The sequence below is a fragment of the Thermophilibacter immobilis genome, from assembly GCF_015277515.1.
Taxonomy (GTDB): Bacteria; Actinomycetota; Coriobacteriia; order Coriobacteriales; family Atopobiaceae; genus Thermophilibacter; species Thermophilibacter immobilis.
The window spans coordinates 1,620,257-1,634,238 of record NZ_CP063767.1 but is presented as its reverse complement, the minus strand read 5'-3'; the positions used below and the strand labels follow the sequence as shown (position 1 = coordinate 1,634,238).

Sequence of the window (13,982 nt, the reverse complement as noted above, 5' to 3'; positions counted from 1 at the left end):
CATGAGTAACCTTCAGAAGACCGTTGCCGAGGCCTTCCAGCTCATGGCGGACGGCCTCGAGAGCGGAAAGCTCGTCCCTGCGCCGCGCATCGCCCTCACGGGCATGGGCTCGGAGCACGGCGAGACCAACGCCATCGAGGCCGCGCTCGCGGCCCAGGAGCGTGGCGTGCACGTGGTCTACATCGGGAGCCAGGAGGTCGAGGGCCTCGAGTGCGTTCACGTGGACGACGACGAGGCGGGTCACGCCAAGATGGTCGAGCTTCTCGACGCACACGAGATCGACGGTGCCGTCACGATGCACTTCCCGTTCCCCATCGGCGTCTCCACCGTGGGGCGCGTGGTGACGCCCGCCCGCGGCCGCGAGATGCTCCTGGCCACCACGACCGGCACCTCGAGCGCTGACCTCGTGGAGGGCATGATCTTGAACGCCGTCTACGGCGTCATCGCCGCCAAGGCGTCCGGCATGTCCGACCCCAGCGTGGGCATCCTCAACGTCAACGGGGCACGTCAGTGCGAGATGGCGCTCAAGCAGCTCGCCGACGGCGGCTACCCTCTGCGCTTCGCCGAGTCGAGCCGCGCCGACGGCGGCTGCGTGCTGCGCGGAAACGACGTGCTGCAGGCCACGGCTGACGTCTTGGTCTGCGACTCGCTCACGGGCAACGTGCTCACCAAGATGCTCTCCAGCTGCGCCACCGGCGGGAGCTTCGAGGCCGTGGGCTCCGGTTACGGCCCCGGCATCGGGCGCGGCTACGACAAGCTCGTGCTTATCGTCTCGCGCGCCTCGGGTGCTCCCGTGATCGCCAACGCCCTCGTCTACGCGGGCGATCTCGTGCGCAACCACGTGTTCGACGTGGTCGAGCAGGAGCTCGCCGCCGCCGACGCTGCCGGGCTCCAGGACATCCTGACCGCCCGTCGCGAGGCCTCCAAGCCCGCAGCGACGGCCGAGGAGGTCAGCGCCCCGCCCAAGGAGCCGGTGCCCTCGGGCATCCCCGGCATCGACGTCATGGACCTCGAGGACGCGGTCAAGGTCCTCTGGCGCGAGAAGGTCTACGCCGAGAGCGGCATGGGCTGCACCGGTCCCATCGTCCTCACGTCCGAGGCCAACCACGAGCGCTCAATCGAACTTCTTCGTAAGGCCGGATACGTGGCGTAGAGCCCCACGCATCTTGGTCACCCCCCAACCCCGGGCCGGACGCCCTGCCATGCCGTCCGGCCCGGGGCGTATACTGAACATGTCTATGAGCTGAAATCGAGCAGAGGGAGGAGGTGCCGCATGAGCTCCAAGAAGGTCCGTCTCACCCAGATGACCACCGCCTCCGGTTGAGCCGCCAAGCTGGCCCCCGGGGCCCTCGCTCAGGTTCTGAGCGACTTGCCTAACGTTCAGAGCGACAACCTCCTCATCGGCTTCGACACGGCCGACGACGCCTGCGTCTACCAGGTGGGGGACAACCTCGGCCTCATCGAGACCGTGGACTTCTTTCCGCCGATGGTGGACGACCCGTACCTCTTCGGGCAAATCGCGGCGGCCAACTCGCTCTCAGACGTCTACGCCATGGGCGGCAAGCCGGTTCTGGCCATGAACCTGCTGTGCGTCCCCGACTGCCTGCCCATCGAGGTCGCAGGGCAGATCCTTAAGGGCGGTGCCGACAAGTGCGTGGAGGCGGGCTGCCCGGTCGCCGGGGGCCACACCATCGAGGACAAGGAGCCCAAGTACGGTCTGTGCGTCTCGGGGCTGGTCCCGCTCGACAAGGTGCTCGCCAACGGCGGTGCCCGTTCGGGAGACGTGCTCGTGCTCACCAAGGCTATCGGCACGGGCGTGCTCACCACAGCGGTGAAGGGCGAGCTCATGTCGGAGGCGGAGGCCGCCTACGTCTGGGAGGCCATGCGCACGCTCAACGAGGCGCCCATCCGCCTCGCTGAGGGGCTTGACGTGCACGGGTGCACCGACATCACGGGCTTTGGCCTGGCGGGGCACACCTGCGAGATGGCCGAGGCCAGCGGCGTCACGATCGAGCTCACGGCGAGCTCCGTGCCGCTCCTGGACCAGGCCATGGACTTCGCGCAGATGGGCATCATCCCCGGAGGCACCTATCGCAACCAGGACTACTTCGCCTCGCGCGTGGCCATGGACGAGGGGCTCCCGGACGCCATGCCGGAGCTGCTCTACGACCCCCAAACCGCGGGCGGGCTGCTCGTGTCCTTGCCTGAGGATGACGCGCGCACGCTGTGCGGCCGCCTTGAAGCGGAGGGTCGCCTTGCCGTGGTCATAGGCCGTGTCGAGGAGCTCGGCGCGCATGCGGTGACGGTTCGTCCGTAGAATCCGACCGCTTGCGAGCTTCATTTTCTAATCGCGGTTATTCTATTGACAGGTCACCCGCCTGCGATTAGGGTTTATGAGGTGCCCGCGAGGGATAACCACATATGAGAGTAGAAGGGTAACTGGTGTGCCTTCTGGTCTTCAAAACCAGTGCGGGCAGGACAGCCTGCTCGGGTGGGTTCGATTCCCACCTACTCTCGCCAACTGCTAGGGGGCGCCGGGTGATCGCCCGGCGCCCTTCTTTAATCCGAGACGGAGTGTGTGATGGTAAGCGACGTGCTGCGTCAGATTCCCAAGACCGATGTCGTGCTGGCACTTCCCGAGGTCGCTGCTGCCTGCGATCGCTACACGCGCGCACAGGTGCGCGGCGTGGTCCAGGCCGTTCTCGATGACGCACGCGAGAGCGTTCTTAAACGTGGCCGCACAGATGTGCCCAACCTGGACGAGGCGGGCGCCGAGGTGCTGCGTCGCCTGCGCGACCAGGGGGTCTGGAGCCTGAGGCGCGTGGTGAACGCTACTGGCGTGGTGCTGCACACCAACCTCGGACGCGCCCCCCTGGGTGACGAGGTCGCCGCGCACGTGGCCGAGATCGCGCGCGGCTACTCTAACCTCGAGTACGACCTCGAGGCCGGAGCGCGCGGAAGCCGCTTCACGCATGTCGAGCGCCTTGCCTGCGAGCTCACGGGGGCCGAGGCCGCCATGGTGGTCAACAACAACGCCGGCGCGGTCTTTCTCATGCTCAACACCCTGTGCGCGGGCTCCGAGGTCGCCGTCTCGCGCGGGGAGCTCGTGGAGATCGGCGGATCGTTCAGGGTGCCCGAGGTCATGGCACGCAGCGGTACCTCGCTCGTCGAGGTGGGCACCACCAACAAGACGCACGCCTTCGACTATCGCGAAGTGGTGGGCCGCGAGCAGATGAGCGCCCTGCTCAAGGTGCACACCTCGAACTTTCGCGTCACGGGCTTCGTCGAGGAGGTCGAGCCCACTGAGCTCGTCTCCATTGCCCATGAGGCGGGCGTCTACGCCCTCTATGACATCGGCAGCGCCCTGCCCCTGCCCGCAGAGGCCCTGGGACTCACCGAGGGCCACACGGCGCGCTCCGCCCTCAGGGACGGCGTCGACGTGGCGTGCTTCTCGGGGGACAAGCTCCTCGGCGGCGCGCAGGCGGGCATCCTCGTGGGCCGCAGGGATCTCATCGAGCGCATCAAGAAGAACCAGCTCGCCCGCATCCTGCGCATCGACAAGCTCTCCCTCGCCGCGCTCGAGATGACGCTGGCCTACTGCGTGGATCAGCGTACCGCGCTCGAGCGCATCCCCACGCTTGGCATGCTCGCCATGACGCGTAAGGAGTGTCGCCAGCGCGCAACCGCGCTCGCGCGACGTCTGGCGGGTGCTGCGCCCGGGCTCTCCAGCGAGGTGCTCGACACCGTGGACGAGGCGGGTGGAGGCTCGCTTCCCGGCGTCGAGCTTCCCGGCGCGGCCGTGAGCGTGCGCGTGCGCGGCATGGAGGTGAGCGACCTCGAGCGGGCGCTGCGCGCGTGGAGGACCCCCATCATCTGCCGCGTGCACGAGGGCGCGGTGCTCGTGAGCCCGCGCACGCTGCTCGCTGGCGATGAGGACGTGCTCCTAGAGGCGCTCGTCTCCACGGCTCGAGCCCATGCGGCCGGGGGCGAGGCGACACACTCGTGAGACACGTCGTCATAGGCACCGCAGGCCACGTGGATCATGGTAAGACCTGGCTCACGCGTGCCCTTACGGGCACGGATACCGACCGGCTCAAGGAGGAGCGCGAGCGCGGCATCACTATCGACATCGGCTTCGCGCAGCTCAAGCTTCCGGACGGCCGCAGCGCGGGCATCGTCGACGTGCCCGGCCACGAGCGGCTCATCAAGAACATGCTCGCCGGTGCCACCGGCATCGACATCGCCCTGCTCGTGGTGGCCGCCGACGAGGGCTTCATGCCCCAGACCGTCGAGCATCTGGAAATCCTGCAGCTTTTGGGGGTGCGCCACGGCATCGTGGTGCTCACTAAGGTCGACCTCGTCGAGAGGGAGTGGCTCGAGGTCGTGCGGGAGGACGTGGCCGAGCATGTGGCGGGGACCTTCCTCGAGGGGGCCCCGGTGGTGGCGGTCTCGGCTAAGACGGGGGAGGGCATCGAGGAGCTCAAGGAGCTCATCTCCCGCGCGGTGGCCAAAGACGAGGACAGTCGGGTGGACCTGCCCGCGCGACTGCCCGTGGACCGCGTCTTCACGGTGCGCGGCCACGGCACCGTGGTGACCGGCAGCCTCATCGACGGGCGGGTGAAGACCGGCGACACCCTCATGGCCTATCCGCAGCTCAAGACCGTGCGCGTGCGCGAGCTCCAGAACCACGACGTCACGGTCGACTCCGTGGAGGCGGGCATGCGCGTGGCCATGAACCTCACGGGCATGGAGCGCAAGGAGCTCGAGCGCGGCTGCACGCTCGCGGCCCCCGGCACGCTCGCGCAGGGGCGCTGCGTCAGCGTGCGGCTTCAACTCACCTCCGACGCCCCCTTCTTGGTGCGCAATACCTCCCAGCTGCACTTCTATGCGGGGACCCAGGAGCTCGTCTGTCGTGTGCGCCTGCTCGACGCCGACGTGCTCGAGGCGGGTGAGTCGGGCTTCGCCCAGCTCACGTTCGAGCAGCCGCTCGCGGCACGCAACCTCGACCACTTCGTGGTGCGCTTCCTCTCTCCCATGGTGACCGTGGGCGGCGGCGTGGTGCTGGACATGGGTGCCCACCGCGAGAAGCGCCGCAGCGAGGACGTGCTCTCGCGCCTCTCGGTGCTCGCCGGTCCGCTCGAGGGACGCGTGCGGCAGCTCGCAGAGGACGCCGGCTGTGCCTGCCCGTCGCAGGAGGACCTGGTGGGAGCCAGCGCATGCTCGCCCGTGGACCTCTCGGCGACGGTGGACGTGCTCGTGCGCGCCGGGAGCCTCGTTCACATGGGTCCGGGGCTGGTTGCCCCGAGCGCCCTCGAGCGCACGCGCTCCCTGGCCCAGAAACTCGTGAGGAAGTATCACGCGGAGCGCGGGCTCGAGGAGGGCATGCGCCTGTCCGAGCTGCGCGAGCGCCTTGCGAGCGGGCTTCCCGGGCGCCCCGGCCCTCGTGCGGTTGAGGCCCTCGTGAGCTGGCTTGGCTCGTCGGGCACCCTCGAGACGAGGGGGGACTGCGTGGCGCTTCCGGGCTTCCAGCCCTCTTACGCGCCTGAGCAGGAGCGCATTGCCGCTCGCGTGCGCAAGGAGCTCGCCGCGTCGGGCCTCGAGGCCCGCTCTCCCGACGAGCTCGCGCAGGCTGCGAGCTGCGACGCCCGCACGCTCGCCGGGGTGCTCGCCCGCCTTGCCCGCGATGACGAGATCGTCTCGCTCACGCCGGAGGCGTTCGTGAGCAGGGTTGCCTGCGACGAGGCGCTCGGCGTGTTCACGGATATGTTCGACGACGCCGAGACCGTGACGCTCGGGGACTTCCGCACGCGCGTCGGGGTCTCTCGCAAGTACGCCCAGCTGCTGCTCGATCACTTCGACCACCTGAGGATCTCCAAGCTCGTTGGAGACGCCCGCGTGCTGCTGAGAAGGGAGGGCTCATGACGGACGGTCCGAGCGCTCGCACGGGAGCAGAGTAGAATATAAGAGATTAAGAGGTCGTTCTCACAATCTGAATGGAGCGTGGTGGCAATGGCAGAGAAGATCGAGATCAACGCAATGGGTGACGCGTGTCCCATCCCCGTGGTCAAGACGATGAAGGCACTCAAGGCCCTGGGTGGGGCCGGCACCGTGGTGACCAGCGTGGACAACCAGACGGCCGTCAAGAACGTGACCAGGATGGCCACGGGCAAGGGCTGCGCCATCTCGACCGAGCAGGTGGGCGACAAGGAGTGGCGCCTCACGATCACCGCGGACAAGGCCGTCGACGTCGCCGAGGGCGAGCCCGAGTCCGCGACGTGCGAGGTCGAGCCCACGGGCAAGTTCGTGGTGCAGGTCTCCTCCGAGGTCATGGGCGTGGGCGACGACGCCCTGGGGCACAAGCTCATGAAGAGCTTCTTCTATGCCCTCACGCAGCTCGACGAGCTCCCCCAGACGATACTGCTCTACAACGGCGGCGCGCACCTGACCTGCGAGGGCTCCTCCTGCCTCGATGACATCAAGGGCCTGGCCGACCAGGGCGTTGAGGTTCTCACCTGCGGCACCTGCCTCGACCACTACGGCATTACCGACACGCTGGCCGTGGGCGAGGTCACCAACATGTACGTGATCGCCCAGAAGCTCTCCGATGCGAGCCGCGTCGTGAGGCCGTAGTGCCACGCGTGCGCAAGCCTTCGCTCGTGATGACGTTTCCCACCACGGCAGCAGCCATGAGCTGCGAGGAGCTTTGCGGCAAGCGGGGATTGGGGGGGCGCATGATTCCCGTGCCCGCCCAGATCTCCGCTGGTTGCGGCTTGGCCTGGAAGGCCGCCCCGGAGGACCGGGGGGCCTACGAGGCCGCCTTGTCCGAGGCCGGCGTGCCCTTCGAGGCCATGACCGTAGTCGAGCTGCTCGAGTTCGTTCGGTGAGGCCGATGCGCATCCTCAGCGTGTCCGCGCAGAAGCCGGATGGCACGGGCAGCGGGACCTTCCTCGCCCAGACGGTTGCGGCGCAGGTGGCGGCCGGCCATGAGACGGCCGTCATCTGCGGGGTCTCAAACAGCGACGCGATCGAGAGCCTGCCCGCGCAGACGCGCGTGTTTAGCGTGCGCTTCGACACGTCCGAGCTGCCGTTTCACGTGTGCGGGATGTCGGACGAGATGCCCTATCCGGCCACGCGCTACTGCGACCTCACGCCTGCGATGGAGGCGGCCCTCGAGCGCGCCTTTGGAGCCGCCCTTGACCGGGCCCTTCTCGAGTTTGAGCCCGACCTGGTGATCTGTCACCATCTCTACCTGGTGAGCTCCTTCGTGCGCGAACGGGTGCGCGGCGTTCCCGTGGGGGTGCTCTGCCATGCCACGGACCTGCGGCAGATGGCCCTGCACGGCCTGGAGCACGAGCGCATCGTGCGCGCGATGCGTCGCATGGATGCCGTCTTTGCCCTGCACGAAACCCAGGCTGCCCAGGTCGTGAAGACCTACGGGGTGGATTGGGCGCGCGTTCACATGATGGGTACGGGCTATGACCACCGGATCTTCTGCCCGGGGGACGGGCGCGTGCCCAGAAGGCCGGGCTCCCTTGCGTTCGTGGGCAAGATGAGCTTCAAGAAGGGGGTCGAGTCCCTGATCGCCGCGCTCGACCTCATAGGTCCTGAGGATGTGGGCCTCGAGGGCCTCTCGCTCACGCTCGTGGGCGGCCACGACCCCGCCTCGAGCGACTACGCTCGCATCGAGCGGCGCGCCCGCGCCTGCCGCTGGCCGGTCAGGCTTGCGGGTCGCGTCCCCGAGGAAGAGGTCGTGCGCGCGTATCGCGCGAGCGAGGTCTTCGTGCTGCCCTCCTTCTACGAGGGGATGCCCCTCGTGGGCATCGAGGCCTTGGCCTGTGGGTGCAAGGTGGTCATGACGGACCTGCCCGGCCTTTGCCAGGGGATGGAAGCCCTGCTGCCGAGAAATCCCCTGCGCTGGGTGGCGCCGCCCACCCTGGTGGGCGTGGACACGCCGGATCCCGCTGAGCTGCCCTCCTTCGAGCGGCGTCTCGCCGATGCGATCCTCGACGCCCTGCGCGCGCCGTCCGAGCCCTTCGACACCAGCGCCGCCTCGTGGGCTGCCGTCTCCGCGCGCATCCTTTCGCACCTGAAACCGGGATCTACTCCCGAGTCTGGAGCGCTCCGATGATCTACCTCGACAATGCCGCCACGACCCTGCACAAGCCCCAGAGCGTCATCGACGCCGTGGTCGCGGCCCTGGGCTCGCTCGGAAACGCCGGTCGTGGCGCCACCTCCGAGTCGCTCGACGCCTCGCGCGTGGTGCACGGCTGCCGCGAGCGCGTGGCACGGCTGCTGGGCTGTTCCGTCCCCGACCACGTGGCCTTTGCAGCCAACTCGACCGCCGCGCTCAACTGCGCCATTCGCGGCCTGGTGGGCCCTGGGGACCATGTGGTCACGACCGTGCTCGAGCACAACTCGGTGCTGCGCCCGCTCAACCGCCTCGTCGACGAGAAGGGGGTGCGCGTGGAGCACGCCGGCTGCGACGCGCGGGGTCGGCTTGACATGGGTGAGCTCGAGCGCCTGGTTGCCCCCGACACCCGGGCCGTGGTGGTGACCCACGCCTCCAACGTCACGGGCAACGTGGTGGACGTGGCGCGCGTGGCCCGGATCGCGCACGCGGCGGGGGCCCTGTGCGTGGTGGACGCCTCGCAGACGGCGGGCTGCGTCCCCGTGGACATGAGTGCCATGGGCTTGGACGTGGTCTGCTTCACCGGGCACAAGGGCCTCATGGGACCTCAGGGCACGGGCGGGCTCGCCTGCGCCGAGGGCGTGGACGTGCGGCCGTACAGCGAGGGGGGGACGGGGGTGCACAGCTTCGACCGACGCCAGCCCCTAGGCTGGCCCACGCGCCTCGAGGCGGGAACGCTCAACGCCCACGGCCTCGCCGGCCTCTCGGCCGGCCTGGACTTCATCGAGGGGCGGGGCGGCGTCAATGCCGTGGGTGCTCACGACCGCGCGATGGCACGCCGCCTCTACGAGGGCGTGCGGGACCTGCCGGGCGTCACCGTCTACGGAGACTGGCCCGACGCGGACCCCGCGGCCCCGCGCGCCGGCATCGTGGCGCTCAACGTGGGCGCGCTCGACTCGTCATCCGTCGCCGACATGCTCATGGAGGGCTGGGGCATCGCCTGCAGGCCCGGTGCCCACTGCGCGCCGCTCATGCACGAGGCGCTGGGCACCAAGGAGCAGGGCATCGTGCGCCTGAGCGTGAGCTGGTTCACGACCGAGGCCGAGGTCGACGCCGCCGTGGACGCCGTACGCGAGATCGCCGAGGCGGCGTGAGACTGTCTGGTACGCGGGGTCTTGGCGTGCGAGGCTTGGGCGTCCGCGGTCGCCTCTTGGACGCGGCCCTTCTCGGCACCGTCGTGGTCTGCTGCGCCGTTTTCATCGTGTGGCCCATCGTCTGCATCGTCGCCCAGGGGCTGGTGCCCTCCGAGGGCCTCGCCGGCGTGTGGGGCGTGCTCTCGTCCAGCGCGGGGCTGCTCGCCAACAGCGCCTTCGTGGGCGTGCTCTCGGCCGTGCTGTCCACGGTCGTGGGGCTCGCCGTCGCGCTCGTGATCACCTTTGGCTCGCGCCCCTGGTCCTCGGTGACCTCGGGGCTCGTCGCCGTGAGCATGATCTCCCCGCCGTTCGTGGCCTCGCTCGCCTACATCGAGCTGTTCGGACGGCGCGGTCTCATCACGCACGGGCTGCTCGGGCTCTCGATAAGCCCGTACGGGTGGTGGGGCGTCGTGCTCATGCAGTCGCTGTTCTTCGCGGCCATCAACGTGATGCTGATCACGAGCGTGCTGGGTCGCGTTGACCGCAGCGCCGTCCAGGCCGCCCTGGACCTGGGCGCCCCCATGGGCCACGTCTTCCTGGATGTCATCATGCCGCTTCTGCGGCCGGCCCTGTCTGTGTGCCTCCTGCTCACCTTCGTGCGCTCCATCTCTGACTATGGCACCCCGGTGGTCATCGGAGGCAGCTTCGAGACCATAGCAACCGAGATATACGTGCGCGTAGTCGGCTACGTGGACCTGCGCGCCGCCGCGGTGCTCAACGGGCTCCTGTTCGTGGTCTCGGGCGTCGTGTTCGTCTTCTTTCGCAGGTTCGACGCGCGCGACGGCGCGGCGGGCTCCAAGACGCTCGACGCGGGCGTGCGCCCCCGCGCCGGCGAGGCGGGCTTCGCGCTCAAAGGCCCCCTGGGCGTCTGCGCGCACCTGGTCTGCGCGCTCTTCTCGGGATTCCTTGTTGTGCTCTACCTCACCATCGTGCACTCCGCGTTCACGAAGGGGATGGGGTGGAGCGCCCCCTTCACGCTCGACCAGCTCACCCATCTGGTGAAGTTTGACCTGGGGGCCCTGTGGCACAGCGGGGTCTACGCGCTCGCCGCGGCCGCGATCTCCACGGCGCTCGGGGCCCTGGTCGCCTACTACGCCCATCGCAGGCGCGCGCTCTTCTCGCTGCTGCTCGACTTCGTGGCCACGGTGCCCTACACGCTGCCGGGCATCTGCCTGGGGCTGGGCTACATCCTGGCGTTCAACGCCGCTCCGCTTGAGCTCGTGGGCACCGACGTCATCATCGTGGCGGTGCTCGCCGCGAAGCAGCTGACCATCTCGTCGCGCGCGTTCTCATCCGCCCTGGCGCAGGTACCGGTCGAGCTCGACCTGGCCGCGCGCGACCTGGGAGCCTCGGATCCGCAGGTCCTGGGGGATGTCCTGCTTCCCAACCTGCTGCCGGCCGTGGGGGTGAGCCTCGTGAACGGCTTCTCGAGCGCGATGGTGAGCTACAGCGCGGTGCTCTTTCTTATCACCCCCGGTCACAAGACGGCCGTCTTCCAGCTGTTCGACGCCCTCTCGGGCGGCAAGTACGGTGACGCTGCCATGATCTCGCTTGCGCTCATCGTCGTCACGACGCTCGTCAACGTTATCTTCTACCAGCTCCTGCTTGGAAGGAGGCGCTCGCGTGTTTCTGGAACTCTCGGGGCTCTCTAGGTCCTTCGATGGAACCAAGGTCATCCGCGACCTCACGCTCAATGTGGACCAGGGCGAGGTCGTGTGTCTGCTCGGTTCCTCCGGCTGCGGCAAGACCACCACGCTGCGCCTGGTGGGCGGCTTTCTGGCTCCCGATGTGGGAAGCGTGCGCGTGGACGGTGTCGACGTCACGCGCCTGTCCCCCGAGGTGCGCCCCACGGCGACGGTCTTTCAGTCCTACGCCCTGTTCCCCCACCTCACGGTGGCGGGAAACGTCGCCTACGGCCTCAGGTTCGTGGGCGTCGCACGGCGCGAGGCCGAGGGTCGCGTGTGCGAGATGCTCGACGCCGTGGGCCTGTCCGACCAGGGGGACGCTCACGTGGACGAGCTATCGGGGGGCCAGCAGCAGCGCGTGGCCCTCGCGCGCGCCCTGGTCGTCGGTCCCAAGGTGCTGCTGCTCGACGAGCCGTTCAGCAACCTCGACGCCAACCTGCGCCTGCGCATGCGCGAGGAGGTCCATCAGATCCAGCGGCGCTTCGGCGTGACGATGCTGTTCGTCACGCACGACCGCGAGGAGGCCCTGGCCTTTGGCGACCGCGTGGCCATCATGCGCGAGGGGTCCCTCTCCCAGGTGGGGAACCCGCAGGAGGTGTATCGCCACCCGGCTGACCTCTACTGCGCGCGGTTCCTCGGTCACGTGAACGAGCTGGAGGTCGGCGGCCGCCGTCTGCTGTTTCGCTCCGAGGACGTGCTCCTCGGTCGCGAGGGAGGGCTTACGGGACGCGTCACGGATGCGTCCTATCTGGGGCCGATCTGGGAGTATCGGCTCGACGTGGGCGGCAGCGAGGTCGTGGCCCGCGCGCCGAGGCAGTGCAGGTATACGAGGGGCGACACGGTGCCCCTTGCTATAGCAGAGACGTTCAGCGTATAGGGAAAGGTAAGCAAACATGTCAAAGCACGTATCGAGAAGGGCGTTTGTCCGTCTCATGGGGGCAGCGCTTGGCACGGGCGCGCTCGGCCTGGCCGGGTGCGGCAGCGACCAGGCTACCGACAAGGGCAACGAGGCGGCGACGGACGACGCGGGCCTCGCGTCCACCTCGGGCAAGACCCTCAAGGTCCTGTGCACCAACGAGTCGTACCAGGCGCTCTTCGATGTCTTCACCAAGGAGGTCGGCGCACCGGTAGAGTTCGTCTCGATGTCCTCGGGCGAGGTCCTCTCCAAGCTCAAGGCCGAGGGCGGCAAGCCCTCGGCGGACCTGTGGTTCGGGGGCGGCATCGACTCGTTCATCAGCGCCGCCGACGCGGGCCTGCTCGAGCGGGTCGACTTCGACCGCGCCCAGTCCTTCGCCCCGGGCTTCAAGAGCGACAACAACGACTGGTTCTCCAAGGGCGCCACCGTCGTGGGCTTCATCGCGAACAACGACATCCTCTCTGAGATCGGAGCGTCTGTTCCCAAGAGCTGGGCGGACCTCATCGAACCCTCCTACAAGGACGAGATCATGATGTCGAGCCCCGCGGTCTCCGGGACCAACTACGCCGCCGTGGCCGCGCTGCTCCAGACCATGGGTGAGGACGCGGGCTGGGAGTACCTCAAGGCCCTTAATGAGAACATCCCATTCTACACCAAGCGCGGCAGCGACCCCTCGGTGCGCGTCGCCGCCGGCGAGGCCGCCGTGGGCATCACCTACATCGACAACACGCTTGACGACATCCTGGCCGACAGCGCGCTCGAGCTCGTGTACCCCGAGGAGGGCATGCCCTACATCCCCGACGGCGTGGCCGCCTTCGCCGGGGCCGACGACGTCGGGGACGCCAAGCTCTTCATCGAGTGGCTCTTCTCGAGCGACGACAACCTCAAGGCCCTTGCCGAGATCGACAAGAAGACCACCATGCTCCTGGCCCTTCCCGACGTCCAGGGCCTCGAGCTCGACTTCGATGCCTCGCAGCTCATGGACGAGGACCTGAGCCTGCTGGGCTCCGAGCGCGATGACATCCTGGCCACGTGGGACGAGGTCACGAGTGGCAAGGAGGTCGTGTCGGACTCGTAGGGCACGGCTCCGATTCCGCTGGCATGGTCTCTTCGTGAGAGCGGCTCCCTCGTCCTGTGTGATGGGGGAGCCGTCTTTTGTGAGGGGCGTCTGCGCGAGCAGAGCCTCTAGTGCCGGCCGGCGCCTACTTCACGAGCAGGAAGTGTACGGCCTCCATGAACTTGGCGGTGAGCTCGCTGACGATCTCAACGTCGCAGGTCCCCACGTCCTCGGGGGACTCTCCGGGACCGCCGCTCTTGTCGTGAAGTTGCTTGCAGCGCTGTGCGAGCATCTTTCCGAAGTAAGCGACCGTGAGCTCGTTGATAAGGGCGACGTCGCATGACCTGATGAGGCCCTCCTCGGCGAGGGGCTCGAGCACGCTCAGGTTGCGGTCGTGAAGCTCGCCCGCGTGCAGCATGTCGTTGATCACACCATCGAGGCTGTCAAGAAAGTTGGGATAGATGCGATAGTAGCGGTCTACCGTCTTGTTGAGGTCCACGCTATGCTCGGCAAAGAAGAGGTGGTGGAACACCTCGGGCAGCGAGAAGGCATAGCGACAGAAGACCTCCCAGGTGTGCACGTAGGTCTGCTCGGCGGTCTGCATCTGGTCAGCGGTGTTGGCGAGCTCGTGACAGTAGTCCTTAAGGTAGGTCACGCAGGCGAGCGTGATGAGCTCGTCGAGGTCCTTGAAGTAGAGGTACATGGTTGCGCTGTTGTACCCGGCGTCGGAGGCAACGCGACGGATGGAGATTCCCCCGAAGCCGTCCGTCTCGATGATATGTGCCGCTGCGCGCACGAAGCTCGCTATGATGCGGATGCGCTCTTCGGTCGTGTATTTCTTTCTGCTCAAACCCATACCCCAAGCGTCACGTGGCTTATCGCGTGCCCCCTCATGCCCAAACGCCACAATCATAGTGCTCAAGGCGCATTTTGCAAATTTCCCCCCATAGGACGTATGGGCAGAATAAGTGAGCCGTTCGCGCATGCGGGTGCATCCGCTGGC

At 67.9% G+C, this 13,982-nt stretch carries 12 protein-coding genes and 1 tRNA gene; 12 read left to right on the top strand and 1 reads right to left on the bottom strand.

The genetic code is table 11. The features are described from left to right. Position 1 precedes the first annotated feature (1 nt). From grdD to INP52_RS07305, 12 genes are all read left to right on the top strand, one after another. Positions 2-1,153 carry a glycine/sarcosine/betaine reductase complex component C subunit alpha gene (gene grdD / locus INP52_RS07360; RefSeq protein ID WP_194370447.1) on the top strand — a complete coding sequence of 384 codons (1,152 nt, stop codon included), beginning with the start codon at positions 2-4 and terminating at the stop codon, positions 1,151-1,153. A gap of 120 nt (positions 1,154-1,273) precedes the next feature. Next, complete coding sequence (selD, locus tag INP52_RS07355; protein ID WP_194370445.1) at positions 1,274-2,317, top strand: selenide, water dikinase SelD; 1,044 nt, start codon at positions 1,274-1,276, stop codon at positions 2,315-2,317. Between the two features lie 106 nt (positions 2,318-2,423). Beyond that, positions 2,424-2,520, top strand: a tRNA-Sec gene (locus tag INP52_RS07350). Between the two features lie 61 nt (positions 2,521-2,581). Next, complete coding sequence (gene selA, locus INP52_RS07345) at positions 2,582-4,006, top strand: L-seryl-tRNA(Sec) selenium transferase (RefSeq protein ID WP_194370443.1); 1,425 nt, start codon at positions 2,582-2,584, stop codon at positions 4,004-4,006. After that, positions 4,003-5,922, top strand: coding sequence for a selenocysteine-specific translation elongation factor (selB, locus tag INP52_RS07340; RefSeq protein ID WP_194370441.1), 1,920 nt, complete (start codon positions 4,003-4,005; stop codon positions 5,920-5,922). The genes selA and selB overlap by 4 nt, the downstream gene beginning before the upstream one ends. Before the next feature lie 87 nt (positions 5,923-6,009). Next, positions 6,010-6,630: a sulfurtransferase-like selenium metabolism protein YedF gene (gene yedF, locus INP52_RS07335; RefSeq protein ID WP_194370440.1), complete on the top strand. Its 621-nt coding sequence runs from the start codon at positions 6,010-6,012 to the stop codon at positions 6,628-6,630. 8 nt (positions 6,631-6,638) lie between these two features. Next, positions 6,639-6,884 carry a DUF3343 domain-containing protein gene (locus tag INP52_RS07330; RefSeq protein ID WP_228478296.1) on the top strand — a complete coding sequence of 82 codons (246 nt, stop codon included), beginning with the start codon at positions 6,639-6,641 and terminating at the stop codon, positions 6,882-6,884. Between the two features lie 5 nt (positions 6,885-6,889). Further along, positions 6,890-8,128: a glycosyltransferase family 4 protein gene (locus INP52_RS07325; RefSeq protein ID WP_194370438.1), complete on the top strand. Its 1,239-nt coding sequence runs from the start codon at positions 6,890-6,892 to the stop codon at positions 8,126-8,128. Continuing rightward, the gene (locus INP52_RS07320) at positions 8,125-9,282 is read left to right on the top strand and encodes an aminotransferase class V-fold PLP-dependent enzyme (protein ID WP_194370436.1); all 1,158 of its coding nucleotides are present in this window, start codon (positions 8,125-8,127) and stop codon (positions 9,280-9,282) included. Before INP52_RS07325 ends, INP52_RS07320 begins: the two co-directional genes overlap by 4 nt. Positions 9,283-9,308: 26 nt before the next feature. Continuing rightward, positions 9,309-10,973 (top strand): ABC transporter permease, encoded by a 1,665-nt coding sequence (locus INP52_RS07315; protein ID WP_194370434.1) that lies wholly within the window; start codon positions 9,309-9,311, stop codon positions 10,971-10,973. After that, positions 10,945-11,883, top strand: coding sequence for an ABC transporter ATP-binding protein (locus tag INP52_RS07310; protein ID WP_194370432.1), 939 nt, complete (start codon positions 10,945-10,947; stop codon positions 11,881-11,883). Before INP52_RS07315 ends, INP52_RS07310 begins: the two co-directional genes overlap by 29 nt. Positions 11,884-11,899: 16 nt before the next feature. Continuing rightward, positions 11,900-13,000, top strand: a complete 1,101-nt coding sequence (locus INP52_RS07305; RefSeq protein ID WP_194370430.1) for an ABC transporter substrate-binding protein — start codon at positions 11,900-11,902, stop codon at positions 12,998-13,000. A gap of 124 nt (positions 13,001-13,124) precedes the next feature. On the opposite strand, the gene INP52_RS07300 is transcribed toward INP52_RS07305, so the two are convergent. After that, positions 13,125-13,829: a TetR/AcrR family transcriptional regulator gene (locus INP52_RS07300; RefSeq protein WP_194370429.1), complete on the bottom strand. Its 705-nt coding sequence runs from the start codon at positions 13,827-13,829 to the stop codon at positions 13,125-13,127. Positions 13,830-13,982 lie beyond the last annotated feature (153 nt).

Excerpts from the sequence above, each read along its gene's own strand:
- grdD (WP_194370447.1), top strand. The coding sequence starts at position 2 with ATGAGTAACCTTCAGAAGACCGTTGCCGAGGCCTTCCAGCTCATGGCG.
- selA (WP_194370443.1), top strand. The coding sequence starts at position 2,582 with ATGGTAAGCGACGTGCTGCGTCAGATTCCCAAGACCGATGTCGTGCTG.
- yedF (WP_194370440.1), top strand. The coding sequence starts at position 6,010 with ATGGCAGAGAAGATCGAGATCAACGCAATGGGTGACGCGTGTCCCATC.
- INP52_RS07325 (WP_194370438.1), top strand. The coding sequence starts at position 6,890 with ATGCGCATCCTCAGCGTGTCCGCGCAGAAGCCGGATGGCACGGGCAGC.
- INP52_RS07320 (WP_194370436.1), top strand. The coding sequence starts at position 8,125 with ATGATCTACCTCGACAATGCCGCCACGACCCTGCACAAGCCCCAGAGC.
- INP52_RS07305 (WP_194370430.1), top strand. The coding sequence starts at position 11,900 with ATGTCAAAGCACGTATCGAGAAGGGCGTTTGTCCGTCTCATGGGGGCA.